Origin of the sequence: Variovorax davisae (assembly GCF_030316845.1) — a bacterium.
Lineage (GTDB): Bacteria > Pseudomonadota > Gammaproteobacteria > Burkholderiales > Burkholderiaceae_C > Variovorax > Variovorax davisae.
In genome coordinates this window covers 217750-243797 of the sequence record NZ_JASZYS010000009.1, presented here as the reverse complement: position 1 = coordinate 243797, position 26048 = coordinate 217750, and the positions used below count along the sequence as shown (strand labels likewise).

Sequence of the window (26048 nt, the reverse complement as noted above, 5' to 3'; positions counted from 1 at the left end):
GCACCCGGCCACCCGGGTCGATTGCGGCATGATGCGCGAAAGAGCCACACCGGAGACCCCCATGGCGCGCGCCGAGAGAGCCGACCCCGACGAAGCACTGGACCGCCGGGCACGCGCCCTGGCGAGCGCCTTCACGACGCCCCGGCCCGGCGTCGAGGAGCGCATGGCCATGGGCAAGGCGCTGCGAGAGCGCCTGCCCCGGGCCAGCCACGGCGCCTTCGAGCGCTCGCCGCAGGTCGATCCGGTGGCCATCCTGCTGGCGCAGGCGACCACCCGGATGCCGCAGCTGGTGCCGGTGCGGCACGCCCGCATGCTGCAGTCGCCGTTCGCCTTCCTGCGCGGCTCGGCGGCCGTCATGGCGGCCGACCTGGCGCCGAGCCCGAGCACCGGGCTGCAGGTGCAGGCTTGCGGCGACATGCACGTCGCCAACTTCGGCGTCTTTGCGTCGGCCGAGCGGCAGCTGGTGTTCGCGATCAACGATTTCGACGAAACCCAGCCCGGGCCCTGGGAATGGGATGTCAAGCGGCTGGCGGCCAGCGCCTATGTGGCGGCCGATCACCTGGGGTGCGACAAGGCCGGGCGGGAAGCCGCCGCGCGGGCGGCGGTGGAGAGCTACCGCAGCCGGATGCGCCGCTATGCGGGCATGGGGCAGCTGGAGGTCTGGTACGACACCATCCACAGCGACCGGCTGCTGGATTCGCTGCCGCCGGCCATGCGCGGCAGCGCCGATGCGGTGCTCGACAAGGCGCGCAAGCGCACCCACATGCAGGTGCTCGACAAGATGACCGACTTGGTCGACGACCAGCACCGGATCATCGAGCAGCACCCCTTCATCGTGCGCGCCAGCGTGACCTCGATGGGGCGGCCGGTGGACGAGGCGATCGGGCACTGCCTGGCCCACTACCTGGAGTCGCTGGCCCCGGAGCGGCGCTTGCTGCTGTCGCGCTACCGCGTGCTCGACGCGGCGCAGAAGGTGGTCGGCGTGGGCAGCGTCGGCACCCGCTGCTGGGTGGTCCTGATGCAGGGGCGCGACTGGGACGACCCGCTGTTCCTGCAGCTGAAGGAGGCGCAGCCCTCGGTGCTCGAGGCCTATGTGGGCTGCGCCGCATCGCCCGATGCGCCCACCAACCATGGCGAGCGCGTGGTGCGCGGGCAGCGGCTGATCCAGGGCTCGCCCGACATCTTCCTCGGCTGGGGCGAGATCGACGGCGTGCACTTCTACATCCGCCAGCTGCGCGACATGAAGGGCGGCGTCGACCTGGAGCCGGGCCAGACGTCGCCAGCCGCCTTCGTCGAGTACTGCCGCCTCTGCGGCTGGGCGCTGGCGCTGGCGCACGCCAAGTCGGGCGACGCCGGGATGATCGGCGGCTACCTCGGCAAGTCGGACGTCTTCGACGATGCGCTGGTGGCCTTCGCCGCCGCCTACGCGGCCCAGACCGAGGCCGACCATGCGCGCTTCGCCGAGGCCGCGAAGGCGGGCCAGGTCGAAGTCGCCGCGTAGGCCCGCGGGCCTCAGACGATCGCGCGCTCGCGCAGCGCCTGCAGCCGCCCGGCGTCCAGGTCGTGGCCGAGAACCACTCGGTGATCGGCGGCCTGGGGGAAGCGGTTGCCGGCCTCCTGATGCGCTCGGGCGTCACCACGGTCTTCCGCCAGATCGGCCTGCCGGACGCCTTCCTCGACGCCGGTGCGCTGCCGACACTGCACGACCGCTACGGCATTTCAACGCAGGCGATGAGCCGGCAGATCAAGGCCTGGACCTGAATCCGGCGCGGCGGCGAATGCTGGCGGGTCGAGGACCGAGAATGATCGCGGGTCGGCTCGACAGCGTCGCGTCGGCTGCAAGAACCCCCTGGCCACGGCGCGCAGGCAAGGCGCCGTGGCATGTTCGATGCTTTGAAGGACCTTTGCGCCGGAACCCGCCAGGGCGAACAGGCGTGCTGACTCACTCGATGCTGCAAACACTGGCCATCACCGGGCCCATCTATCTCGTCATTGCGCTCGGCTTCCTCGCCGGGCGTGCCGGCATTTTCAGCAAGCTGGACATGCGGGTGCTCGGCACCTACGTGGTCAAGTTCGCGCTGCCCGCACTGGTCTTCACGGCGCTCTCGCAACGCCCGGCGGGGGAGGTCATGAACGGGCGCTATGTGCTGGGCTATGCCGTGGGTTCGCTCGCGGTGATGATGACGGCCTTCGGCTGGGCGTGGCGCTGGCGGGGCAAGAGCTTCACGCTGAGTGCTCTGTGCGGGCTCGGCTGCTCGAGTTCGAACAGCGGCTTCATTGGCTACCCGATCGCGATACTGGTCGCCGGACCCTCCTCGGCGGCGGTCGGTCTCGCCATGTGCATGCTGGTCGAGAACCTGTTGATGATCCCGCTCACGCTGGTGATGGCAGACAGCGGCCACGCCGGCGCAGGCCGGTGGCATCGCATCCTCGTTCAATCGCTCATCCAGCTGGCCAGAAACCCGGTCATCCTGGCGATCGCGGGCGGCCTGGCCGTCTCGACGATCGGCATCCCGATCACCGGCGTGCTGGCGCGCAGCATCAACATGCTGGCCATGTCCTCGGCGGCGGTGTCCCTGTTCGTGATCGGAGGCACCCTGGTCGGCTTGAGGACCAAGGGCATGCGGCGCGACGTGGCCTCGATCGCCCTCGGCAAGCTCACCCTTCATCCCCTGGCCGTGGGATTGATGATGTGGCTCGTGCCGCCGACCGATCCGACGCTGCGCGCGGCGGCCGTGGTCTTCGCTGCCACGCCGATGCTCAGCATCTTTCCGATCCTGGCCCAGAAGTACGGCTTCGAGGAAATGTGTGCGGCAGCCCTGCTGCTGGCGACCGTGATGTCGTTCGTCACGATCAGCATCGCCCTGTGGGTGCTGGGGCCGCTTCTCGGTTGGGCCGTATGAGGCCCGTTTGACACGGGGGAGACCGGCGGGCTCCGATTCACGACGATCCATCGCCGCTCAGAACCACCCAGACGGTGCGCACCAGAATCTTCGCGTCGAGTGCCAGCGACCATTGCGTGGCGTAGCGGGCGTCCAGCGCGACCCGCTCGGCGTAGGAGAGGCGGTTGCGGCCGCTGACCTGCCAGAGGCCGGTGATGCCGGGTCGCATCTGACAGTAGTGGGCCCAGCTGCTTCCGTACAGGCTGCGCTGGCGAACCATGCAGGGGCGAGGCCCGACCAGGCTCATGTCGCCCTTCAGCACGTTGTAGAACTGCGGCAGTTCGTCGAGGCTCAGTCTCCGGATGAAGCGACCGACGGGCGTGACGCGTGGGTCGTCGTCGAGTTTCTGAAATCGTTCCCATCGCGCTCGCGCGACGGCGTCGTGCGCCAAGTGAAGCGCGAGAAGGTCGTCCGACCCCGTCACCATCGAGCGGAACTTGTAGCAGCGGAAGGATCGGCCGCCCTGGCCCAGCCGGGTCTGCCAGTAGTACACCGGCCCGCCCATGCTGACCAGGACCGCGGCGGCGACCAGCAGGTAGAGCGGTCCGAGGAACACGAAGAAGGCCAGCGCTCCCACGATGTCCACCGAGCGTTTGAGCGCTCGCTGAGAAGCCGTGAGGCAGTAGGGTACGGGGGACGTTTCCGGGTGAAGGCTCATGGGATTCCAGCAGTTGCTCATGTCGCTCCGCGTGTCGGGGCGCCCGTCCTGAAGCTCGACACGCTCGTTGTCGAAGCCGATTCCATCCATTGGTGCAGACATGGGAGTCTCCTTCGCGACCAAGAATTCGCTTGCGGGCCGATTGCGCCGCACTCAACGCCCGGGGCCGCCGCCACCGCCACCGGGACCGCTGCCCCCGCCACCCGGGCCGCCCCCACCGGGGCCGCCACCGCCAGGGCCGCCACCGCCGGGTCCACCGCCACCGCCTGGCCCGCCACCGCCACCGGGACCGCTACCCCCGCCACCCGGGCCGCCCCCACCGGGGCCGCCCCCACCAGGGCCGCCACCGCCGGGTCCACCGCCACCGCCTGGCCCGCCACCGCCTCCTGGCCCACCGCCACCGCCTGGCCCACCGCCGCCGGGTCCACCACCGCCTCCTGGCCCACCGCCGCCACCGGGCCCACCACCGCCGCCGGGCCCACCACCGCCACCGGGCCCACCACCGCCACCGGGCCCACCACCGCCCCCAGGCCCACTGCCGCCGCCGGGGCCGCCACCGCCGGGGCCGCCACCACCCGCCCCACCGCCACCGGCCCCGCTACCGCCAGCCCCACCGCCACCGCCACCGCCACCGCCTGCACTCCCGCCCGGGCCACCCGCACCGCCGCTGGCGCCAGCACCGGCGCTTGCACTTGCTCCGGCCCCGCCGCCTCCCGAAGCGGCGCCACCCGCGCTGCCGCTGGCAGGGCCAGCGCCACTGCCCGGCCCGGCACCCGCGCCCGTGGCACTGCCGGCCGGGTCTGCCGGGCTGTTCGCGATCACGGCGCTGCCGAGCGAAGCCTTGGACGTCGTTGCGGATGGCTCCGCCGATGAGAACGAACTCACCGCCGTGGCGGGGCTCGGCGTTCCACTCCCTGTCGTCGGCGTGCTCACGCAGATGGCTTCTCCGAAGGGGTTGTAGCGGTCGCAACGCGTCGGCCCGCCGGCGGTCGGTGGCGGGATGGCTGGGACTCGCGCCACCGGGCGAGGCGCCGCCGCTGCGGTTCCGGTGCGCGACGCCGGCTCCTGCAGGAGCGGGCGTGGGGGCGCAGGGACGACGAGGCCGGTCGGCCTTCGGTTGGCCACCTCGAGCGCGGGCGCGGCGCCCACGCTCGTGGCGATGCCGCGCTCGTGCGATGGCGTGCGGGCCCGGCCGCGTGGCGCCGCGGCCGAGGCTTGCGGGGCGGCCGACACCAGGGGCGGCGGGCTGTCCGGGAGACGTTCTTGCGTCGCAGGTCGAGGATCGGCCTCCGGCTCCGGGTCGGGCGTCGGCTGGGGCGCCGATTCGTCAGGCGCCGGCGCGGGCGCTGGCGACGCCATGACGACGTCGGTTCGAGCGGGCGCGGGCTGCGATTCGGCCGGCCGCAGCGCCATCGCTGCGGCGTCCCTTGCGGACGCGGGTTGGCGTTCGACCGTGCGGTCCCAGTACCAGAACACGAACGCCCCGCTCGACAGGACGACCCCGATCAGCAACAGCAGGACCGGCCCATCGAGGCTGCTGGGCAGAAGCGCCTTGCGTGGCGGCTCGCGCTGCTCGGCATGACGCTCGATCACGGGCGGCGGGACACGGCGTCCCCAGCCGTCGGGGGCAGGGACGGCAAAGGCGTGCGCAGCCGTGCGGATCCCCGTGAACCTGCCTGCGCAACCCAGACAGTATCTGGCGCGGTCCCGATTGGCGGTGTGGCAGGACTCGCAGAACTTCGTCATGGCGAGACCGGAATGCTCAACGGATGGGTATGGATGCAGTGATCACCATGAGCACGTTGATGACCACCGAAAAGGCAGCGAAGTCCATCGCCGAGGCCCGTTGCGACAGGCCCAGCGATTTCCAGAGAAGGGCCTTGGGCTGCGGACCCTGCGCACCTTCCAGCGCGGCGTAGAACGCCGGCAGCTTGTGCGCGCAGCATTTGCAATGGCGCGCCGAGCCGATGTTGATGGTGTTGCAGGCGTCGCAGATCTCGGCCGAGGGGGTCCCGATCTGGAGCCGCGCGAGATCGACCAGGCTGCCGAAGGCCTCGGGGGCGGATGCGACCGCGGCGTCGCCGCCTCGAACGGCCGACGCATCGCTGGCCGCCGCGCAGGTCGGCTTGGTGTTGGCACGAGCGGGCCGGTGCGGCCTGGCGCGCCGCAGCACGCTGCGCGTCGAGTGACTCCACGACGGGGTGGCAAACCACGAGGGGCTGGGCATATCGCTCTCCAGGAAAAAGTTGTATGTGAAAAGTTCACATGACTGGTAATCTCTTCCTGCGAGCGCACGTAATCTGTAAGACGGAAGCTGGAAAGTTTGCCCACTTCGTAACGAGTCGTTAAATTCGCTGCCGCTCGGGTCAGAATGAAAGATGGCCATCCAACACACGGGATCGACAAACAGCAGGCATGGCCGGAAACCAGGCGGTCCGGCGCAGCCGATCGCGCAGTCGCGGGACGGTCAGATCGCGTGGGTGCTCGGCGCGTTTGCGCGGGTGCTGCGCCCCCTGGTGAGGCTTGCGCTCGCGTTCGGCGTCAAGCACGCACACCTTGAAGAGGTGCTGCGGGATGTGCTGCTCGACGAGGCGCGCCGCGCATGGCTGCAGAAGGGCACCGAGCCCAACATCAGCCAGCTGTCGGTGACGACCGGACTGAACCGCAAGGCCGTGACCAGCCGGGTGCGCGAGACCGCGTCGTCGCTGCCGCAAACCGAGATGTCGGCCGAGGCGAGAACCTTGACCCTGTGGCTGCAGATGTTCGCCGAGAACCCGGCCCACCGCTCGCTGCCGATCGTGTCCGACGACGCGTCGGCGGCTTCCTTCGAAGCCGTGGCCCGCCGCGCCAGTCGCGGCAACGTGCACCACCACGCCATCCTTGGCGAGCTGGTGCGCCTGCACATGGCGACCGTGCGCGATGGCATGGCGGAACTCGCCGTGGCGGGATTCGTCCCCTCGAACGATCTGAGGGGAATGCTCGCGTTCCTCGGCGACAACGTGCGCGACCATCTGCTGGCGGGCCATGCGAACGTGCTCGCAGCCCAGCCGCCGCTGCTCGAGCGGTCGGTGTTCGCGAGCGGCATCTCGCGCGCGGAATGCGAGCGCATTCATCAGCTGGCGCGCGATCGCTGGGGCGGTCTCCACCATGAACTGACCCGTGAGATGAGGCGGGCCTACGAGGCCGCGGACGCGGCTGATTCGGGGCGCATCCGCGTCGGCATCTACACCTACTACGAGGATGCGCAGGAACAGGCGGCCGCTGCGCCGACCGCGCCCTCCAATGCTTCGGGGAGAGAACAACCATGACGATCCAACTCCGCAACGGGCTGCTGTCGCTGCTCGCGCTTCTCGTGATTTCCTGCGGAGGCGGCGGCGGCGGCGGTGGCGGCGCAGGGGGCGGCGGCGCGGGTTTCGTCGGGCCGTCGACGCTGGCCGCCTCGGGCAGCCCCGGGGATTCCGGGCCCGGCGCAGCGGCCGGCGCCACCGGGCCCGGCGCAGCGGCCAACGGCATCGGCGGCATTGCGTCCGACGAGGGCGCCACCGCCAGCGCCGCGGGCGGCGGGGACGACGCTTCGGGCGTCGGGTCGGGCGGCACGGGCGTGAGCACGGCCGATGCCACCGGCGTCGGCGCCGTCGACGGCGCGGGCAGCATCATCGTCAATGGCCTGCGCTATGACACGCAGACCGCGGTCGGCAATGTCGAGGATGCCCCCGCCGGGCTGCAGCTGGGCATGAGCGCGAGGGTCATCGGCCCGGTCAACGCGAGCTTCACCCAGGGCATCGCCCGTCGGGTCGAGTCGGCTGCCGACATTCGTGGGCCGGTCACGTCGGTGGATGCGGCCCATGGCAGCTTCGTCGTCCTCGGCACGACGGTGACGACCGACGAAGCCACCGTGTGGGCGGACGCCGCCGGCCTGGCCGCGATCCCGGCGGGCGCCACCGTGCAGGTCTGGGGCCTTCCGTCCGCGCCCGGGGCGCTGCGTGCGACCCGTGTCGAGCAGCGCGAGCCGTCCGCGACGCCGATCCTGACGGGCACGGTGCAGAACCTCGATACCGCACGGCGCAGCTTCTCGCTGGGCGGCCGCTCGGTCGACTACGCCGGCGCCGTCCTGAGCGGCAGTCCGGACGGGCAAGCGCTCGCCAACGGGATCATCGTGCGCGTGCGCGCGACGGCTGCCGCAACGGGCAACCTCGCCGCGACGCTGGTGCAATGGTGGTACCCCTTGCCGACCGTCGACGCCGCGACGGCCCAGTTCGCAGGGGTCGTCACGGAGTTCGCGGGGCCGGGCTCGCTGCGGGTGCTGGGCTATCCGGTCGATGCGAGCGCCGCCCAGGTCAGCGGCGGACCCGCGGGCGCGATCGGCAACGGCGTGAAGGTCGAGGTGGGAGGCAGCATCGCCGGTGGCGTGCTCAGGGCGACCAAGCTCAAGATCCGCAATGTGCCCGGCACCGGCGGGCCCGCTTCGTTCGATCTGATCGGCACTGTCGGCGCCTTCAGGTCGCCGTCGGACTTCCGCGTCAGGGGGCAACCCGTGAATGCCGGTGGCACGGAGGTGCTGTTCTTCAACGGGAGCGCGGCCAAGCTGGGCAATGGCGTGAGGGTGAACATCCACGGCACGCAGGTCGTCGACGGGGTCCTGACGGCTGCGACCGTCACTTTCGAGTGATGCGCGCCATCGCCGATCAAAGGCCGGAGCGAAATCGGTTGTACAACGGCATGGACCCGTTGCCGAGGCGCTTGCGGACATGACCACCGAATGGAGCCCCGCCGTTGCCCGGACGCCGTTCGGCCGATCGAGTACACCATCGTCGGCGGCCCAGGCCGTACATCGCCAGCGCACTCGACCTCGGCCCGACCGCCGGGCAGTGCGAGGACCGGCGCGACGGCTACGACAACGAGCTCGCGCAGTTCGGCCGGATCACGGCGCCGGTGCTGATCGTCCAGGGCATCGTCGACTCGGGCCTGCCGCCTCCGCACAGCGACTTCGCGGCCGCGACGATCCCGGACGAAGGAGTTTCATGGCACGCCCCTTCACTCCACGGCGCATTCCAGCGCGAAGCGCGGCACATCGGCTCGTCGGCTGAGCCACAGGCCGCCGCCCATGCCCTTGAACTTTCTCGACAGCCCCCGCCGGTACATCTCTGCGCGGTGCCGAAACAGGAGAGGGTCTGTGAGGTCTTCGTCGACGATGTCGTTCTCGTAGTCTTCGAGCGTCACTGCCTCCACGTAGAGCGCGCCACGGCTCAGTGACCCGAGATTGCGCAGGGCACGCTTGAGGTCGACAGGATTCAGATAGGCCAGGACGCCCTGGCAGATGACGAGATCGAAAGGCTCCTGGGCCTGGTAGTCCACGACCGAGCCACGCTCCCAGCCGTAGCGATCGCACAGGTATTCGCTGACCTCGACGCCCTGATACCTCGCCTGCGGAAAGTGACGGGCGACGATGTCGCGCCACAGCCCGATGCCACAACCGACATCCAGCACCCGGCGGACGGGGACGCGCAGGTACTTGAGGTAGGAACTCACGAAGGCACCCAGCCGTTCGACATGCTGCGGATCGGCGACCTTGGTCTTCTTGTCGAAATAGTAGCGCGCGTAGTACGACGCATCGAAAGTGGCGGCATCTGCAGATTCCATGCGTGGATCCTACTCGTGCCCACTGGCGCTCTTCATGGCGATGCGCCTGAACTCTTCGCAGCCCTGCTGCCCTGGCGCCGGCGGTACAGCGCCGCGTGTTCGCGCGTGTAGGCCTGCAGCGGGCCAAGGCGGGCATCGGCGACGGTGAACTGCTCCCGAGGCTTGACGTAGGCATGGACGCGGCGGACCGTCCCGCGGCCATCCGCCAGCGCCTCCACATCGAGCATCACGCGACGGTACCCGTCTTGCTCGGCGATGCGCTCCAGCTCGTCCATCGCGGCCAACGTCGCCTCGTCGACTTCGAACACCTGACCGACAACCCGCTCGCCTTCACCCGCTGCATCGATGAGCCAAGGTGAAAACCGCTCGCCGACCAGGTACAGCGGATAGCGTTCGACCGTCATGAAGTCGCCCGCGACACGCGCCCCCTTGTTGGTTGCGAAGTTGGGGAAACCTTCCTTCAGGGTTCCGAAAACGAAGACGAGTTGTGACATGGGGGTCCTGATGGCTGAGGAGCGGTGCAACGGGGACAGGGCAGAGATCAAGCGACGAAAGCGGCCATGGTTCACGGCGCGGTCGCCCTCGCCCCCTCGGCGGCATCGCGGCCGTCGGCGGCGCGACGGTCCTGGGGCGAGGTGGCCATTCCGACGCGCGCGATCGAGGCCGTCAAGCAGGCGGCGCCAGCGCCCGCTTGAGGATCTTGCCCGTCGCCGTGGTGGGCAGCGCATCCAGCACCGTGATCCGCGTCGGCCGCTTGTACGGCGACAGATGCTCCCGCAGATGCGCTTGCAGGGCGCCCCGGTCGAGCGTGGCGCCGGATTCGAGTTCGACGAAGGCCGCGATCACCTCGTTGCCGTCGGCCTCCGGCACGCCCACCACCGCGCTCAGGTGCACACCGGGAAAACGGTTGAGCACGCCCTCGACCTCGGCCGGGTACACGTTGAAGCCCGAGCGGATGATCATCTCCTTGAGCCGCCCGACGACGAACAGGGCGCCGTCCGGGTCGAGCCGCCCGAGGTCGCCCGAGGCGTACCAGCCGCCGGGTCGCATGACCTGGGCGGTCGCCTCCGGATCGCGGAAGTAGCCCAGCATCAGGCCGGCGCCCCGCAGCCAGATCTCGCCCACCTCGCCGGCCGCGGCATCACGGCCGCTCGGGGTGACGATGCGGGCTTCGCCGCCGTCGACGAGGTAGCCCGCCGCGCTGTCGTCGCGCGCCACGCCGCGCCGGGTCAGGAACACCGAGCCGGCGTACTCCGACAAGCCGTAGCCATGGTGCAGCGGCTGCCCGAACAGGCGCTCGACACGCTGCTTGAGGGCCAGGTCGAGCGGTGCCGAGCCGGTATAGACGTAGCGCAGCTGCGGAAAAACCGGCTGCCTGCGCGCTTCTTCCAGATGCGCCAGCAGCCGCGCATACAGGGTGGGCGGGCCCTGCAGGTTCGACACCCGCTCGTGGGCCAGCGCCTGCAGCAAATCGGCGGGCGAGAAGCTGCTGCGCAGCACCAGCGAGGCGGCGCCGCTGAGCGAGGCCATCAGCACCGTGCCCAGGCCGAAGATGTGGGTCATCGGCAGGAAGGCGTAGGCGCGGTCGTCGGATGTCAGCGCGCGCGAAGCGGCCGACACGCGGCCGAAGTGCAGCAGGCCGCGGTGCGACACCATCACGCCCTTGGGCGTGCCCGAGGTGCCCGAGGTGAAGATGATGGCCGCGGCATCGGCCAGCGCCTCGGCCGCTTCGGTCGTGGCTTGGGTACGCAGCGGTGAGCGCATGACGCCGGCCAGCGCACTGGGCACGGCCTGCGCCCGCAGGGCGTGCTGCTGGGCGGCGTCGGATGCGCCGCTCGTGAAGCAGCACAGCCGCGCATCGGCGCGCTCGACGATGGCGGCGATCTCGCCCGGCGACATCCGCGCGTTGACGCCGCAGGACCAGGCGCCGACCTGGCTGCAGGCCATGATCAGCGCGATGTGGGCGGGGCAGTTCTCGGCCACCAGCAGCACCCGGTCGGTGGGCCGCACGCCGGCGTCGCGCAGGTCCTGGGCGGCCGCATCGGCCATCGCCTGCAGCGCGGCATAGGTCGTCCCGCCGGTGGCCTCGTGCAGGAACACCGCGTCGGGCGTCTGCGCGGCGCGCAGCGCCAGCAGTTCATGGATGCGCCGCATCGTCAATCGGCCTCGATGCCTTGCGACGCCGTGGCCCACAGCGCGCGGTCGGAAACCCCCTTGGCCGCCAACAGCTCGGCGCCGCCGGTCCATACCTCGTAGCCTTGGTCGAGAAAGCGCGCCGCGAGCGCCTCGCTCGCCACCGCCTTGCGCGCCGCCTCGTTGAGGCGCGCCACCAGTGCCGGGTCCATCCGCGCGGGGCCGTAGAGGCCGAACCAGCCACCGACGTCGAATCCCGCCACGCCGGCCTCGATCATGGTCGGCACCCCCGGCAGCATGCGGTTGCGCTCGCGCGAGGTCACGGCCAGCGCGCGGACCTTGTCCGACTCGATGAACGGCCGCGAGGTCGCGATGATGTCGAACATCATGCTCAGGGTGCCGCTCATCACGTCGACCAGGGCCGGTGCGCTGCCCTTGTAGGCCACGTGCAGCAGCGGCGCACCGGTCATCTTCTCGAGCAGCGCGCCGCTCAGGTGGTTCGACGAGCCGACCCCCGCCGAGCCATAAGAGAGCTTTTTCGGATGGGCCTTGGCGAAGGCGAGCAGTTCGCCCACGCTGTTGACCGGCAGGTCCTTGTTGACCACCAGCACGTTCGTGTAGGCGACCAGCGGCGCGATCGGCGACAGGTCCTTCATCGGGTCGAAGGCCATCTTGCGCTGGACGTTCGGATTGATGGTGATCGTCGGGCTGGCGCCCATGAACAGCGTGCTGCCGTCGGGCGCGGCCTTGGCGACCACGTCGCCGCCCATCGAGCCGCCCGCGCCAGGCCGGTTCTCGACGATGACCTGGACGCCGAGCTCGCGCGACAAGGGCACGGCCAGCACGCGCGCGGCGCCGTCGACCGGACCCCCGGGCGGATAGCCGACGATCAGCTTGATGACCTTCGGCAGCGCGGCGGCTGCCGCGGTCTGCGCCGGCGCCAGCAGCGGCCAGAGGGCGCCGCCGGCGAGCAGCGCCAGCGTGCGCCGCCGCGGCGGCGTGGAGTTCAAGAGCTTCGGGGTCGGTTCGATGCGTGCGTGGCTCATGGGCTTGCCTCCGGGTGTTGTGGTGTCAGCGGCACTCAGCCCGGCAAGTCGAGGACCTGCCGCGCGAGGATGTTGCGCTGGATCTCGTTGGTCCCGCCGTAGATCATGGCGGAGGTCGATCCGATCAGCGGCGACAGCGCGTTGAACGGCCGTCCGTCCAGGTCCTGGTCGCCGGCCGCGGCGCCCTGTTCGTCGCTGGCCTCGACCAGCAGGGCGCCGATGCGGTGGTAGGTCTCGCTGGCGAAGATCTTCAGCAGCGACACCGAGGGCGGCAGCGGCTTGCCGGCTTTCACGATGTTGGCGAAGACTGTGTAGGCGGCCGAGAGGTCGGCGACGTCGAGCCTGAGCGCCGTGTAGCGCTGCATGAACACCGGGTCGGCGAACAGCCGCCGCGCCTGCGCCAGCCGCGCCAGCTGGCCCAGCGCGTACTGCGACTGCTTCGGGCTGCCGAGGAAGATGCGCTCGAAGCCCAGCAGCGCCTTGGCGATGGTCCAGCCGCCGTGCAGCTTGCCGACCAGGTTCTCGGCCGGCACCCGCACGTTGTCGAAGAACACCTCGCAGAACTCGGGCTCGCCGGCCAGCGTGTGGATCGGCCGGATGGTGATGCCCGGTGTCGCCAGCTCGCACAGCAGGAAGCTGATGCCGTCCTGCTTCTTGGCATCGCGGTCGGTGCGCACCAGCATGAAGATGTGGTTGGCGTCCTGCGCCAGCGTGGTCCAGATCTTCTGGCCGTTGACGATGAAGTGGTCGCCCGCGGCATCGCGCGCCGGCAGCGCCTCGGTGCGCAGGCCCGCGAGGTCGGAACCGGCATTGGGCTCCGAATAGCCCTGGCACCAGACGTGGTCGCCGGCCAGGATGCGCGGCAGGAAGCGCTGCTGCTGCGCGGGCGTTCCGTGCTGGATCAGCAGCGGGCCGATCATCACGATGCCCTGGTCGGGCGCGCGCGCCACGCCGTGCTGCTCCAGCTCCTCGATCCAGGCGATCATCTTGTCGGCCGGCAGGCCCATGCCGCCGTGCGCCTGCGGCCAGGCCGGCGCCACCCAGCCCTGCGCCGACAGCGTCAGGTACCAGGCGCGCATCTCGCGCCAGCGCGCGCGGTGCGACAGGTAGCGCAGCTGCGCCGGGTAGCGCTGCTGCAGGAAGGCGCGCACCATGCGCCGGAAGTCGGGCTCGGGCATGGCGCCCCAGTCGGCCGTGCGCGGGAAGTCGCCGGTCCAGGCGATCGCGTCGCTGGCCCGGGCGCTGGTCTCGGCCAGGGCGGCGTAGCGGCGCTGGTGGGCCGTGGCGTTGCCGAGCCAGGCCGCGAGCCGCAGCGTGCGCTTGTAGAACAGGCTCAGGTCGCACTCCTGCGTGTAGCCGATCGCGCCATGCAGCTGCACCGCCGAGCGCGAGATCTGCAGCGCGGCCGTGCTGCAGCGCGCGTTGACGCGGCTGGCCTCGGCCTCGAGCCGCTCGATCGGCAGGCCCGGCTCGGCCGCCAGCGCCAGCACCTCGGCCAGGGTGGCGCGCGCCACCTCGAGCTGGATGAACATGTCGACCGCCCGATGTTGCAGCGCCTGGAAGCTGCCGATCGGCTTGCCGAACTGCGAGCGGGTGCGCAGGTAGGCCAGCGTCTGGTCGAGCATCGCCTGCGCCGTGCCGGCCAGTTCGGCGGCCTGCAGGATCTGGCCGGCGGCCAGGGCCCGGCGCAGCGCCTCGCGGGCGGCGGCGCCCTCGGCCAGCACGGCTTCGGCGGGCAGCGAGACGCGGTCGAAGCGCAGGCTGGCCGCCTGTTCGCCATCGACCAGCGGCGTCAGCGTCTCGGTCACGCCGGCGGTGCCGCGCGGCACCCACAGCAGCACGGTGTCGTCGTCGCCGCGCGCCGACACCAGCCAGCCGCTCGCGGCCGCGCCCGGCAGCACCATCATCTTCTCGCCCTGCAGCAGCACGCGGCCTTGCGGATCGGCTTCGCAGCCGCAGTCCAGCGGCACGTCGCTGAGGTCGCCGGCGCTCTCCTGCCAGGCCAGGGCGGGCAGGCTGCGGCCTTCGACCAGCTCGGCCAGCAGCCGGCGGGCGGCGGCGCCGTCGAGGCGCCGCAGCAGCAGGGCGCCGAGGCCGGCCACGGCCAGCAGCGGCTCGGGCGCCACGTGCTCGCCGGCGGCACGCAGCAGTTCCGCGGCGCCCGCCAGGTCGAAGGCCAGGCCGCCCGCGGATTCGGGCGCCAGCATGCCGGGCCAGCCCAGTGCGACCAGTTCGGGCCAGCCGGCCGCCTCGGCGCCGCGGGGGCTTTCGGTCAGCGCGCGGCAGCGGCGGATGCTGCCGCTGCGCTCGAAATAGTCCCGTGCGGCTTCGCGGATGGCGGCCAGTGATTCGTGGTCCATGGTGTCCCGGTTGATGAATCGATCCGGGTTCGGAGCGTGCCAGAGCGCGCCCGCCCCGACGTTCGCGATTGCCGAAGGGAGCCTTCGGCAATCACGGACCGGCAGCGCCACAACAGGACTAGATTCACGGGATCGACATTTCGCGCCTCCACGCCGCCATGACCAAGATCAAGAAATCCCTGCACACCGAACTCGGCCACAGCACGCCCGACAAGATCACGGTGCGCGGGCGCGACCTGCCCTCCGAGATCCTCGGCCACCTGAACCTCGGCGACATGGCTTTCCTCGAGCTCACGGGGCGGGTGCCGACGCCGCAGGAATCGGTCACCTTCAACGCCATCGTGGTGACGCTGGTCGAGCACGGCATCACGCCGAGCGCGCTGGTCGCCCGGCTGACCTACGCCGGCGCGCCCGAGGCGCTGCAGGCCGCCGTGGGTGCCGGCCTCTGCGGCCTGGGCAGCGTGTTCGTCGGCAGCACCGAAGGCGCGGCGCGCATGCTGTACGAGGCGATCCCGCCCGGCACCGCGCCCAGCCGGCCGCTGGCCGACCTGGCGCGCGAGATCGTCGCCGCCTACCGCGCCCGCAAGGAGATCGTGCCGGGCCTGGGCCATCCGCTGCACAAGCCGATCGATCCGCGCACGCCGCGGCTGTTCCAGATCGCGGCCGAGAACGGCCTGTCGAGCCACTACGTGGCGCTGATGCAGGCGGTGCAAGCCGAGGCCGAGCGGGTCTCGGGCAAGTCGCTGCCGATCAACGCCACCGGCGCCATCGGCGCCATCGCGGCCGAATTCGGCTTCCCGTGGCGCATCATCCGCGGCTTCGGCGTGATGGCGCGCGCCATCGGCCTGGTCGGCCACATCCTGGAGGAGATCGACGATCCGATGGGGGTCGAGATCTGGCAGCGGGTCGAGCGCGAGGCCGGTGCCCCGCGGCAGGACTGAAGGCCCAGCCCATGACCGACCCGCTCGACATCGCCCACCTGCAAACCTGGATCGGCCGCACCGAGACCCACGACGACCTGCTGTCGCCCTGGACCGCGAGCGCGCTGGCCGCCACCCTGCGCAACGACGGCCAGCCTTGGCCGGCGGGCCGGGCGCTGCCGCCGCTATGGCACTGGTGCTACTTCCTGCCGACCGCGCCGCAGATCCAGCTGGGCCCGGACGGCCATCCGGCGCGTGGCGGCTTCCTGCCGCCGGTGCCGCTGCCGCGCCGCATGTGGGCCGGCAGCCAGCTGGAATTCTTCGCCCCGCTGCCGCTCGGCGCGCCGGCGCGCAAGACCTCGCGCGTGGTCGACGTCGCGCTGAAGCAAGGCAAGGCCGGCGCCCTGGTGTTCGTCAAGGTCGCGCACGAGGTGCACGCGGGCGACACCCTGGTGCTGCGCGACCAGCACGACATCGTCTACCGCGAAGCTGCCAAGCCGGGCGAATCGGCGCCGCCGCAGGCACCGCCGGCCGATGCCGCCTGGTCGGTCGAGCATCGGCCCGACGCCACCCTGCTGTTCCGCTACTCGGCGCTCACCTTCAACAGCCACCGCATCCACTACGACCACCCCTACGTCACGCAGGTCGAGGGCTACGACGACCTGGTGGTGCACGGTCCGCTGATCGCCACGTTGCTGCTCGAGGCGGCGCAACAGCACAACCCGGGCCGCCGCGTGCGCACCTACCGCTTCAAGGCCGTGCGCCCGCTGACCTGTGGCCGCCTGCTGCGGGTCTGCGGCCACGCGGCCGACGCCGACGGCAAGCTCGCCCTCTGGGCCGAGGACGGCCAGGGCGCGCTGCTGATGCAGGCCAGCGCCGAACTCACTTCCTCCTGATCGCCATGACCGACTCCAACCCCCGCTTTCCCGACATCCGCGACGCCGTGCGCGACCTCTGCGCCCAGTTCCCGAACGAGTACTTCCGCAAGGTCGACGAGGCCCGTGCCTACCCGGCCGAATTCGTCGACGCACTGACCAAGGCCGGCTGGATGGCCGCGCTGATCCCGCAGGAATACGGCGGCTCGGGCCTGGGGCTCACCGAAGCCTCCGTGATCATGGAAGAGATCAACCGCGCGGGCGGCAACTCGGGCGCCTGCCATGGCCAGATGTACAACATGGGCACCCTGCTGCGGCATGGGTCCGAGGAACAGAAGCGCAAGTACCTGCCGAAGATCGCGACCGGCGAACTGCGCCTGCAGTCGATGGGCGTGACCGAGCCGTCGACCGGCACCGACACCACCAAAATCAAGACCACGGCCGTGAAGAAGGGCGACCGCTACGTCATCAACGGCCAGAAGGTGTGGATCTCGCGCATCCAGCACTCCGACCTGATGATCCTGCTGGCGCGCACCACGCCGCTGGCCGATGTCAAGAAGAAGTCCGAGGGCATGTCGATCTTCATCGTCGACCTGCGCGAGGCCATCGGCCACGGGCTCACGGTGCGGCCGATCCTCAACATGGTCAACCACGAGACCAACGAGCTGTTCTTCGAGAATCTCGAAATCCCGGCCGAGAACCTGATCGGCGAGGAAGGGCAGGGCTTCAAGTACATCCTCGACGGCCTCAATGCCGAGCGCACGCTGATCGCGGCCGAGTGCATCGGCGACGGCCACTGGTTCATCGACAAGGTCACGGCCTATGTCAAGGAGCGCGTGGTCTTCGGCCGGCCGATCGGCCAGAACCAGGGCGTGCAGTTCCCGATCGCCGAGGCCCACATCGAGATCGAGGCCGCCGACCTGATGCGCTACGAGGCCTGCCGCCGCTTCGACGCGCACGAGCCCTGCGGCGCCCAGGCCAACATGGCGAAGTACCTCGCCGCCAAGGCCTCGTGGGAAGCGGCCAACGCCTGCCTGCAGTTCCACGGCGGCTTCGGCTTCGCCTGCGAGTACGACGTCGAGCGCAAGTTCCGGGAGACCCGGCTCTACCAGGTGGCGCCGATCTCGACCAACCTGATCCTGAGCTACGTGGCCGAGCACATGCTGGGCCTGCCAAGGAGCTTCTGATGCGCCCGCTCGAAGGCATCACCGTCCTCACGCTCGAACACGCGATCGCGGCGCCGTTCTGCACCCGGCAGCTGGCCGACCTGGGCGCGCGCGTCATCAAGGTCGAGCGGCCCGGCAGCGGCGACTTCGCGCGCGCCTACGACCAGCGCGTGCACGGGCTGGCCTCGCACTTCGTCTGGACCAACCGCTCGAAGGAGAGCCTGACGCTCGACGTGAAGCATCCGAAGGGCCAGGAGATCCTTCAGCGCCTCGTGGCCGGGGCCGACGTGCTGGTGCAGAACCTCGCACCCGGCGCGGCCGCACGGCTGGGCCTGTCGTTCGAGGCCCTGGCGCCGAAGCATCCGGGCCTGGTCGTGTGCGACATTTCGGGCTATGGCGACGATGCGCACAAGCCTGGTCCGTACCGTGACAGCAAGGCCTACGACCTGCTGATCCAGAGCGAGTCCGGCTTCCTCTCGGTCACCGGCACGCCGCAGGACATGGCGAAGGCCGGCTGCTCGATCGCCGACATCTCGGCGGGCATGTACGCCTACAGCAACATCCTGGCGGCGCTGCTGCAGCGCGGCAAGACGGGCAAGGGCTGCCGCATCGATGTCTCGATGCTCGAGAGCATGGTCGAGTGGATGAGCTTCCCGATGTACTACGCCTTCGACGGCGCCGAGCCGCCGCCGCGCGCGGGCGCCGCGCACGCGACCATCTATCCCTACGGCCCGTTCCCGGCCGGCGACGGCAAGCTGGTCATGCTGGGCCTGCAGAACGAGCGCGAATGGCAGGTGTTCTGCGCCAAGGTGCTGGAGCAGCCGGCCCTGGCGACCGATGCGCGCTTCGCCTCCAACACGCTGCGCACCGAATCGCGCGACGCGCTGCGCGAGATCATCGTGCAGGCTTTCGCGCCCTTCACCGCGACGCAGATCATGCAGCGCCTCGACGCCGCGCAGATCGCGACCGCGCAGGTCAACACGATGCACGACGTCTGGAACCACCCGCAGCTCGCGGCGCGCGAGCGCTGGACCGAGGTGGGCACGGGCGCCGGCCCGATTCCCGCGCTGCTGCCGCCGGGCATGCCGCGCGAATGGGATGCGCGCATGGATGCGGTGCCCACGCTGGGCCAGCACACCGACGCGATCCTGGCCGAGTTCGGCTACGACGCGGACGCCATCGCGGCGCTGCGTTCGGCCGGCGCCGTCTGAGTCCCCTTTACTGACCAAGAAACTTGCCATGAGCGCCAACACCTTCGATCACCCGAGCCGGACCCTCGCCACCTTCGCCGCCGGCCTCTCTTTCTCGCAGATCCCCGACCCGGTCCTGCGCCGCGCCGAAGACCTGATGCTCGACTGGCTGGGCTCCGTGCTCGCCGCCCGCTCGGCGCGTCCGGTGCAGGCCATCCAGCGCTTCGCCGAGACGATGGGCCCGGCCGAGGGTTCGAGCGAAGTGCTGATCTCGCGCCGCACCACCTCGCCGGTCTTCGCGGCGCTGGTGAATGCCGCGGCCTCGCACTACGTCGAGCAGGACGATGTCCACAACGGCTCGGTGTTCCATCCGGCCGCGGTCGTGTTCGCACCCGCGCTGGCCACCGCCCAGGCCCTGGGCGCGAGCGGGGCGCAGTTGCTGACGGCGGTGGTGGCCGGCTATGAAGTCGGCATCCGGGTCGGCGAATTCCTCGGCCGCTCGCACTACCGCACCTTCCACACCACCGCCACCGCCGGCACACTGGCGGCCGCGGCGGCGGTGGGGCGGCTGCTGGAACTCACGCCGGCCCAGATGCTGCATGCCTTCGGCTCGGCCGGCACCCAGTCGGCCGGGGTCTGGGAGTTCCTGCGGGACGCCGCCGATTCGAAGCAGCTGCACTGCGCGCATGCGGCCGCAAGCGGGTTGATGTCGGCCTACCTCGCGAAGGACGGCTTCACGGGCGCGCAGCACGTGCTCGAAGGCGCGCAGGGCCTGGGCGTGGGCATGTCGAGCGATGCCGACCCCGCGCGCCTCGTCGATGGGCTGGGCACGCGCTGGACGCTGGCCGAGACCTCCTTCAAGTACCACGCCTCCTGCCGCCACACGCACCCGGCCGCCGATGCGCTGCTGCAGGTGATGACGGCGCACGGCCTGAAGCACAGCGACATCGCGCGGGTCGTGACCCATGTCCACCAGGGCGCCATCGACGTGCTGGGCCGTGTCGTTGTGCCGACCACGGTGCACCAGGGCAAGTTCTCGATGGGCACGGTGCTGGGCCTGATCGCGGTGCATGGCCGCGCCGGCCTGACCGAATTCGACCGCGACTACCTGGCGCCCGAGGTGGCGGCCTTCCGCGACAAGGTCATGATGGAGCTCGACCGCGAGGTCGACACCGCCTACCCGGCGCGCTGGATCGGCAAGGTCAGCATCGAGACCACCGATGGGCGCCGCTTCCCGGGTCGGGTCGACGAACCGAAGGGCGACCCCGGCGACACGCTGAGCCGGGCCGAGATCGAGGACAAGATGAAGCGGCTGGTGCAGTACGGCGCAGCCGCCACGCCCGAGGAGGCGCAGGCCCTGTGCGATCGCATCTGGGGGCTGGCGGACGCAGCGCGCGTCGATCGCCTGCTGGGCTGACATGGCAGCCGTCGCGCGCAGCCTGCTGTTCGTCCCTGGCCATCAGCCCGCGCGCTTCGACAAGGCCTGCCAGAGCGGCGCCGATGCGATCGTGCTCGATCTCGAGGACGCGGTGCCCATCGAGCGCAAGGCCGAAGCGCGCGCGCAGCTCGCCCACTGGCTCATGGCGCGCGGGGACGATGGCGGCCCGATCGTCGGCGTGCGCATCAACGCCGCCGACACGCCCTGGCATGCCGCCGACCTCGCGCTGTGCGCGCAAGCGGGCGTCGCCGCCTTGATGCTCCCCAAGGCCGAGGACGCGGCGGTGCTGCGGGCGATCGCCGAGGTCCTGCCTGCGGCTGCGCTGTGGCCGCTGGTCGAGACCGCGCGCGGCATCGACCAGCTCGGCGCGATCGCCGCGGCGCCGGGGGTCCAGCGGCTGGTCTTCGGTTCGATCGATTTCCAGGCCGACCTGGGCATCGAAGGCGAGGGCATCGAGTTGCTATTCTTTCGCTCCCGGATCGTCCTCGCGTCCCGCCTCGCCGGCTTGCAGCCGCCGGTCGATGGCGTCAGCACCGCGATCGACGACCCAGCCAGTGTCGAGGCCGATGCGAGGCAGGCGCGGCGCCTGGGCTTCGGCGGCAAGCTGTGCATCCATCCGAAGCAGGTGGATACGGTCAACCGGGGCTTCTCGCCCACGCCGGGACAGATCGAATGGTCACAGCGCGTCATCGCGGCCGATGCGGCCAGCGGCGGCGCGCCGGTCGCGGTCGACGGCAAGATGGTCGACCGCCCCGTGGTGCTCAAGGCGCAGGCGCTGCTCGCCGCGGCCGCCCGCGGCTGAGCCGTCCGCGCGTTCAGTCGAACAGCCGCCCGTGCCCCGGCGAGCGCGCGTCGAGCCCCGCGCAACGCACCAGGTCCCAGAAGCCTGCGGGCGAGCTCGACACCACCGGCACGCCGTAGCGCGCCTCGACCGCGCGCACCGCATCGAGCGTGACCAATCCGCCGCACGAGATCAGGATGCCGTCCGCCCCCGGACTCGCCTCGAAGACGGTCGTGCAGAGCTCGGCCAGCACGGCGGTCGGTACTTCACCGACCGCTTGCACGTCGGAGATCGACAAGCCTTGCAAGGCGAGCGGTTCGAAGTCGCTGTCCTCCAGGTAGCGCCGGAGCTGCACATTGACCTCGTCGATGTACGCGGTCGCCACCGCGGGCCGCCGCACGCCGAGGCTGCGCAGGCCGCCGACGATCGCATCGCTCATGGTGCTGCAGGGCAGGCCGGTGGCGCGTGCCATCTCCTGCTGCAGTTGCCGGTTGAAGGCGGCGCCACGGAAGAAGCTCAGCGAGGTGCCCATCAGCGAGACGGCCGAGACGCCTTGGGCGGCCAGGCCGAGCGCCTTCTCGATCACCGAGTCGATCACCTCGGTGTAGCCGCGCGTCGAGATCTCGCCCAGACCGAGCCCGCGGGCGCTGAAGCGGATGCGCTCGCCGTACAGCAGCGGGCCGTCGACCGGCACCGCGCCGGCGGCCGGGGGAACGATCAAGCCCAGGTGCGCTGGCGTCACCGTCAACTCCCTTCGGCCACGATGCGCTGGTCGGTGATGATCCGCTTCCAGCGTGCGTTCTCGTCGGCCATGGCCTGGCGCAGCTGGGCCGGCGTCGCGTAGGCCCGCAGGGTGCCCTGCGCAGCGGCCGCGGTGGCCGCCTCGGGCGTGTCGAGCACGGCCTTCACCGCGGCCGAGAGCTTGTCGACGATCTCGTCGGGCGTGCCCGCCGGCGCCAGCACGAAGAGCCGCGGCGCCACGTCGAAGCCCGGCAGCGCGTCGGCCAGCGGCGCCACGCCGTCGGCGCCGTCGAGCTTCGCCGTGTTCATGAGGGCCACCGCGCGCAGCTTGCCGGCCTTGGCCTGCGCCATGCCCGCCGTGGCGCTGACGACGCCGATCGGCACCTGCCCGCCGACCACGTCGGGCACGATCTGCGCGGCGCCGCGATAGGGCACGTGGACCACGAAGCTGCCCGTGCTCTGCTTGAGCATTTCGAAGCCCAGGTGCTGCACCGTGCCGACGCCCGAGGTGGCGAAGGAATAGCGGCCCGGATGGGTCTTGAGCTCGGTCACCAGTTCGGCCGGCGTGCGGGCCGGGAAGTCGTTGCCGGTGACGATCATCAACGGCGAGACGAAGGCACCGGCCACCGGCTTGAAGCTGGTCATGGGGTCGATCGCGATCTTCGGCTGCAGCAGCTTGGTGATCAGCATGGCGCTGTCGCCCATCATCAGCGTGTAGCCGTCCGGCGCGGCCTTGGCGACCAGGTCGGCAGCGATCATGCCGGTGGCGCCGGCGCGGTTCTCGACCACCACCTGCTGGCCCAGCACCGCCGGCAGGCGGGCGCTGAGGATGCGGGCCGCGGCGTCGACCCCGCCGCCGGCCGAATAGCCCACCACCAGGCGGATCGGCCGGTCGGGGTACTTCTGGGCCCAGGCGGCGCCCGCCATGCCGAGGGCCATCCCCAGCGTGGCCAGCGTCGCCAGGCGCAGGGCCCGCCGGCGTGGGGGTCGAGCCGCTTGCTGTCTCTCGTTCATCGTGTCTCCGATATCGTTGTCAGTTCCAGGTGGATGAAACGCCGGCGCCGCCAGATCCCAGGGATACCGCGGAACCGCATCCTAGGCCTTGCCCTTGCCGTGCGAGGTGGGGAGTTTCGCCAGCTCCCGCACCCGGTCCGCATTCGGCGCGAAGCCGAGCCCCGGCGTCTCGGGCAGCGTGAGCCAGCCCTGGTCGGGCACCGGCAGGCCGTCGAAGATCTGCTTGAGCATCTGCACCGCGACATAGTGGTATTCGACCATGCCGCCATTGGCCACGCCGGCATGCAGGTGCATGTTGTGGAAGGGCCAGGCGCCGCCGTTGTCGATCGGCACGTTGAAGGCCTGCGCCATGCCGGCGATCTTCAGGCACTGCGAGTAGCCGCCGGAGATCGTCACGTTGGGCTGCAGCACGTCGGCCGCCTGGTTCACCAGCAGGTCGCGGAATCGGAAGGCCAGGCCCTCGTTCTGCCCGCAGGCGAGCGGGATCGTGGTGCGGCTGCGCAGGTCGGCCATCTGGCGCACGTCGTTCTGCGTCAGCGGCTCCTCGAAGAAGCTGATGCCGTAGGGCTCGATGCGGCGGGCCAGCTGGGTGGCGTGGAACAGGTCGAGCCCGCAGTTGGCATCGACGTAGAGCTTGACCTCGGGGCCCACCGCCTCGCGCACCGCGGCCACCCGGCGCACGTCCTCGTCGATCACCTGGTCGATCGGGCGCGGCTCGTCGCGGCGCGCCAGGGCATGGCCGCCGACCGTCATCTTGAGCCGCCGGAAGCCCTGCGACACCCAGAGCTTCGCGGCCGCCGCGAGCTGGTCGCGCTCGAAGAAGCCGAAGCCGAAGGTCGCATACACCGGCACCCGCGCGCGTGCGCCGCCGAGCAGGCGCCAGAGCGGCTGGCCGAGCGCCTTGGCCTTCAGGTCCCACAGCGCGATGTCGAGGGCCGCGATGGCGTGGCTCGCGTAGCCGGTCTGGCCGCGCGGCGAGAGCAGCCAGTAGAGCTTTTCCCAGAGCCGCTCGGTGGCCATCGGGTCTTCGCCGACCAAGGCCGGTCCCGCCACTTCGCGCACCGCGGCGGCGATGATCTCTTCTTCGGTGATGGCGGTCATGCCGTGGCCGACCAGGCCGGTGTCGGTCTCGATCTCGGTCAGGCACAGCGACAGCGAGGTCTGCTTGTCGAGGCCCAGCACGTCGATGGTGACCGGGATGTTCAGCGGCGTGGCGCTGACGCGGATGATCTTCAAGAATGTCTCCTTCGCTTCTTCGATGGCGCGATTCTTGACGCGCGCAAGCGGGAGAACAATTCGTTTGTGGCGGGCGCGAGGCTTCGCGAAACGCGAAGGCTAGGGCGTGTCGGGGCTGCGCAGATGCTCCAGCACCGAGCGCGCCGCCGCCGTCAGGTCCTGCTCGCGCCGCACGCACAGCAGATGGCGCCGAATCGCCCACGGCGCGTCGAGCCGCAGGCAGCGCAGCCGCAGGATCTGCAGCTGCGGCAGGATGGCGGCGAAGGGCAGCACGCCGATGCCGATGCCCTGCTCGACCATCCGGCAGACCATGTCGAAGCTGCCGACCTGCATGCGCACCTTGAGCGGGACCTGGGCCTCGATCGCGGCAGCGAGCAGCACGCGGTGCAGCGCCGTGCCTTCGCGCACCACGATATGGTCGTGGCGCAGCACCTCCTCGACGCCGACCCGCTTGCGGCGTGCCAGCGGGTGGTCGCGCGCCACCACGACGGCCAGTTCGTCGCTGCGGTAGGCCAGGCATTCGAGCCCGTCGGCCGGCGTGTGGCCCTCGATCACGCCGATGTCGGCCAGCCCGCCGACCACGGCCTTGACCACCTCGGTGCTGGCGCGCTCCTGCAGGTCGATCTTGAGCACCGGGTGCAGCCGCAGGAAGGAGCCGATCTGCGCCGGCAGGAACTGGGCGATGGCCGAGGCGTTGGCCGTGATGCTGACCACGCCGGCCACGCCGTTCTGGAAGTCGTCGAGTTCGGCGCCGAGCCGGTCCATGGCCGACAGCACGGCGCGCGCGTGCAGCAGCAGGCCGTGGCCGGCCGAGGTCAGCGTGACGCCGCGCGCATGCCGCACCAGCAACGGCAGCCGGGCCCGCGCCTCGAGGTCGGAGATGCGCTTGCTGGCCGCGGCCAGCGCGATGTGGCAGCGCTTGGCGCCCTCGCTGATGCTGCCGTGGTCGGCCACGGCCACGAACAGGCGCAGCGATTTGAGGTCGGCCGACATCGGGGCTCAGTCCGGCTGCGAGGGCTGGGCCAGGTAGTCGAAGAGTTCGCGCGCAGAGGCGGGCAACTGCTCGCGGCTGCGCGCGATGATCTTGAGCTCGCGCTCGGCCCAGGCATCGGTCAGCGGCACGGTCTCGATGCGCAGCGCGCGCGACAGGCGCCGTGCCGACGAGGCCGGCAGCACGCCCACGCCGACGCCGGCCTCGATCATCAGGCAGATGGCCTCGAAGCTGCCGACCTGGATCCGCGGCGCGTAGCCGCGGCCCGCCAGCTCGGCCTTGCGCAGCAGGAAGCGGTGGATCGCGCTGGCGTGCTGCAGGCCGACATGCTGCTCCTCGAGCGTGTCGACGAAGGCCATCGCGCTGGCGTCGGCGAAGCGGTGGGCCGTGGGCACCACCAGCACCAGCTGGTTGCGGCCGAAGGGGCGGGCGTCGAAGTCACCGGTGTGGGCGTCGCCCGCGAGGATGCCGATGTCGGCGCCGCCGTCGGCCACCGAGCGCACGATCTCCTCGCTCAGGAATTCGCGCAGGTCGACCTGCACCGCCGGGTGCCGGGTCAGGAAGCCGGCCAGCTTCTCGGGCAGGTACTCGGTGATCGAGGTGGTGTTGGCGAACACCCGCACATGGCCCTTGATGCCCTTGCCGAAGTCCTGCATGTCGATGCGCAGGTGCTCCATCTGCTGCATCACGCGCTTGGCGTGATAGAGCAGGGCCTCGCCCGCGGCCGTGAGGTTCACGCCTTGCGCGGTGCGGTGCAGCAGCTTGCCGCCGATGGCTTCCTCCATCTGCTTGATGCGGGTCGAGGCCGCGGCGAGCGAGATGCAGGCGCGGTCGGCGCCGCGGGTCAGGCTGCGGGCCTCGGCGACGAAGGCGAAGAGCTTGAGGTCGAAAAGGTCGAAGTGCAGGTTCACGGGCGG

General features: G+C 70.8%; 24 protein-coding genes and 1 pseudogene. 12 read left to right on the top strand and 13 right to left on the bottom strand.

Translation table 11 applies throughout. The annotated features are described in order from the left end of the window. Nucleotides 1–61: 61 nt before the first annotated feature. The 3 genes and pseudogenes from QTI33_RS21620 to QTI33_RS21610 all read left to right on the top strand — a co-directional run bounded on the left by QTI33_RS21620 (nt 62) and on the right by QTI33_RS21610 (nt 2903). A complete protein-coding gene (locus QTI33_RS21620; RefSeq protein ID WP_286508319.1) occupies nt 62–1501 on the top strand; it encodes a DUF2252 domain-containing protein in 1440 nt (479 codons plus the stop codon). A gap of 59 nt (nt 1502–1560) precedes the next feature. Beyond that, a pseudogene (locus QTI33_RS21615) lies at nt 1561–1761 on the top strand (transketolase family protein); the annotation flags it as partial. Between the two features lie 188 nt (nt 1762–1949). After that, nucleotides 1950–2903 carry an AEC family transporter gene (locus QTI33_RS21610; RefSeq protein ID WP_286508318.1) on the top strand — a complete coding sequence of 318 codons (954 nt, stop codon included), beginning with the start codon at nt 1950–1952 and terminating at the stop codon, nt 2901–2903. A 37-nt stretch (nt 2904–2940) separates the two neighbouring features. Here the strand turns inward: QTI33_RS21610 and QTI33_RS21605 are convergent, their stop codons facing one another. Next, nucleotides 2941–3702 carry a sugar transferase gene (locus QTI33_RS21605; RefSeq protein ID WP_286508317.1) on the bottom strand — a complete coding sequence of 254 codons (762 nt, stop codon included), beginning with the start codon at nt 3700–3702 and terminating at the stop codon, nt 2941–2943. After that, a complete protein-coding gene (locus QTI33_RS21600) occupies nt 3618–4292 on the bottom strand; it encodes a hypothetical protein (protein ID WP_286508316.1) in 675 nt (224 codons plus the stop codon). The genes QTI33_RS21605 and QTI33_RS21600 overlap by 85 nt, the downstream gene beginning before the upstream one ends. A gap of 89 nt (nt 4293–4381) precedes the next feature. Here QTI33_RS21600 and QTI33_RS21595 point away from each other — a divergent pair, with 89 nt between their 5' ends. Beyond that, nucleotides 4382–4561, top strand: a complete 180-nt coding sequence (locus QTI33_RS21595) for a hypothetical protein (RefSeq protein WP_286508315.1) — start codon at nt 4382–4384, stop codon at nt 4559–4561. Between the two features lie 801 nt (nt 4562–5362). Here QTI33_RS21595 and QTI33_RS21590 read toward each other — a convergent pair. After that, a complete protein-coding gene (locus QTI33_RS21590; RefSeq protein WP_286508314.1) occupies nt 5363–5827 on the bottom strand; it encodes a hypothetical protein in 465 nt (154 codons plus the stop codon). Between the two features lie 151 nt (nt 5828–5978). On the opposite strand from QTI33_RS21590, the gene QTI33_RS21585 reads away from it, so the two are divergent. Both QTI33_RS21585 and QTI33_RS21580 read left to right on the top strand, forming a co-directional pair. Continuing rightward, entirely contained in the window at nt 5979–6908 is a 930-nt protein-coding gene (locus QTI33_RS21585) for a DUF6502 family protein (RefSeq protein WP_286508313.1), read from the top strand. Beyond that, a complete protein-coding gene (locus QTI33_RS21580) occupies nt 6905–8269 on the top strand; it encodes a DUF5666 domain-containing protein (RefSeq protein ID WP_286508312.1) in 1365 nt (454 codons plus the stop codon). Before QTI33_RS21585 ends, QTI33_RS21580 begins: the two co-directional genes overlap by 4 nt. A 365-nt stretch (nt 8270–8634) precedes the next feature. On the opposite strand, the gene QTI33_RS21575 is transcribed toward QTI33_RS21580, so the two are convergent. From QTI33_RS21575 to QTI33_RS21555, 5 genes are all read right to left on the bottom strand, one after another. After that, entirely contained in the window at nt 8635–9240 is a 606-nt protein-coding gene (locus QTI33_RS21575; protein ID WP_286508311.1) for a class I SAM-dependent methyltransferase, read from the bottom strand. Nucleotides 9241–9272: 32 nt separating this feature from the next. Then, nucleotides 9273–9734, bottom strand: coding sequence for a gamma-glutamylcyclotransferase family protein (locus tag QTI33_RS21570; RefSeq protein ID WP_286508310.1), 462 nt, complete (start codon nt 9732–9734; stop codon nt 9273–9275). Nucleotides 9735–9906: 172 nt separating this feature from the next. Beyond that, nucleotides 9907–11394 carry a class I adenylate-forming enzyme family protein gene (locus tag QTI33_RS21565; protein ID WP_286508309.1) on the bottom strand — a complete coding sequence of 496 codons (1488 nt, stop codon included), beginning with the start codon at nt 11392–11394 and terminating at the stop codon, nt 9907–9909. Between the two features lie 2 nt (nt 11395–11396). Continuing rightward, complete coding sequence (locus tag QTI33_RS21560) at nt 11397–12419, bottom strand: Bug family tripartite tricarboxylate transporter substrate binding protein (RefSeq protein WP_286508308.1); 1023 nt, start codon at nt 12417–12419, stop codon at nt 11397–11399. Between the two features lie 35 nt (nt 12420–12454). Continuing rightward, nucleotides 12455–14779, bottom strand: coding sequence for an acyl-CoA dehydrogenase family protein (locus tag QTI33_RS21555; RefSeq protein ID WP_286508307.1), 2325 nt, complete (start codon nt 14777–14779; stop codon nt 12455–12457). 158 nt (nt 14780–14937) lie between these two features. On the opposite strand from QTI33_RS21555, the gene QTI33_RS21550 reads away from it, so the two are divergent. Genes QTI33_RS21550 through QTI33_RS21525 form a run of 6 tightly spaced genes read left to right on the top strand, consistent with a single transcriptional unit; the run spans nt 14938 to nt 21170 of the window. Beyond that, the gene (locus QTI33_RS21550) at nt 14938–15720 is read left to right on the top strand and encodes a citryl-CoA lyase (protein WP_286508306.1); all 783 of its coding nucleotides are present in this window, start codon (nt 14938–14940) and stop codon (nt 15718–15720) included. Between the two features lie 11 nt (nt 15721–15731). Then, nucleotides 15732–16595: an HTD2 family dehydratase gene (locus QTI33_RS21545; RefSeq protein WP_286508305.1), complete on the top strand. Its 864-nt coding sequence runs from the start codon at nt 15732–15734 to the stop codon at nt 16593–16595. Nucleotides 16596–16600: 5 nt separating this feature from the next. After that, complete coding sequence (locus tag QTI33_RS21540; protein WP_286508304.1) at nt 16601–17761, top strand: acyl-CoA dehydrogenase family protein; 1161 nt, start codon at nt 16601–16603, stop codon at nt 17759–17761. Further along, entirely contained in the window at nt 17761–18951 is a 1191-nt protein-coding gene (locus tag QTI33_RS21535) for a CaiB/BaiF CoA transferase family protein (protein WP_286508303.1), read from the top strand. The genes QTI33_RS21540 and QTI33_RS21535 overlap by 1 nt, the downstream gene beginning before the upstream one ends. A 28-nt stretch (nt 18952–18979) precedes the next feature. Further along, nucleotides 18980–20347 carry an MmgE/PrpD family protein gene (locus tag QTI33_RS21530; RefSeq protein WP_286508302.1) on the top strand — a complete coding sequence of 456 codons (1368 nt, stop codon included), beginning with the start codon at nt 18980–18982 and terminating at the stop codon, nt 20345–20347. A 1-nt stretch (nt 20348) separates the two neighbouring features. Continuing rightward, nucleotides 20349–21170: an HpcH/HpaI aldolase/citrate lyase family protein gene (locus QTI33_RS21525; RefSeq protein ID WP_286508301.1), complete on the top strand. Its 822-nt coding sequence runs from the start codon at nt 20349–20351 to the stop codon at nt 21168–21170. Between the two features lie 13 nt (nt 21171–21183). Here the strand turns inward: QTI33_RS21525 and QTI33_RS21520 are convergent, their stop codons facing one another. From QTI33_RS21520 to QTI33_RS21500, 5 genes are all read right to left on the bottom strand, one after another. After that, a complete protein-coding gene (locus tag QTI33_RS21520) occupies nt 21184–21891 on the bottom strand; it encodes an arylmalonate decarboxylase (protein ID WP_286508300.1) in 708 nt (235 codons plus the stop codon). A gap of 2 nt (nt 21892–21893) precedes the next feature. After that, nucleotides 21894–22904: a Bug family tripartite tricarboxylate transporter substrate binding protein gene (locus QTI33_RS21515; RefSeq protein ID WP_286508299.1), complete on the bottom strand. Its 1011-nt coding sequence runs from the start codon at nt 22902–22904 to the stop codon at nt 21894–21896. An 81-nt stretch (nt 22905–22985) separates the two neighbouring features. Continuing rightward, on the bottom strand, nt 22986–24140 hold the full coding sequence (locus tag QTI33_RS21510; RefSeq protein ID WP_286508298.1) for a mandelate racemase/muconate lactonizing enzyme family protein: 1155 nt from the start codon (nt 24138–24140) through the stop codon (nt 22986–22988). Between the two features lie 99 nt (nt 24141–24239). Beyond that, nucleotides 24240–25133: a LysR family transcriptional regulator gene (locus QTI33_RS21505; protein WP_286508297.1), complete on the bottom strand. Its 894-nt coding sequence runs from the start codon at nt 25131–25133 to the stop codon at nt 24240–24242. Nucleotides 25134–25139: 6 nt separating this feature from the next. Continuing rightward, a complete protein-coding gene (locus QTI33_RS21500; RefSeq protein WP_286508296.1) occupies nt 25140–26042 on the bottom strand; it encodes a LysR family transcriptional regulator in 903 nt (300 codons plus the stop codon). Nucleotides 26043–26048: the final 6 nt, after the last annotated feature.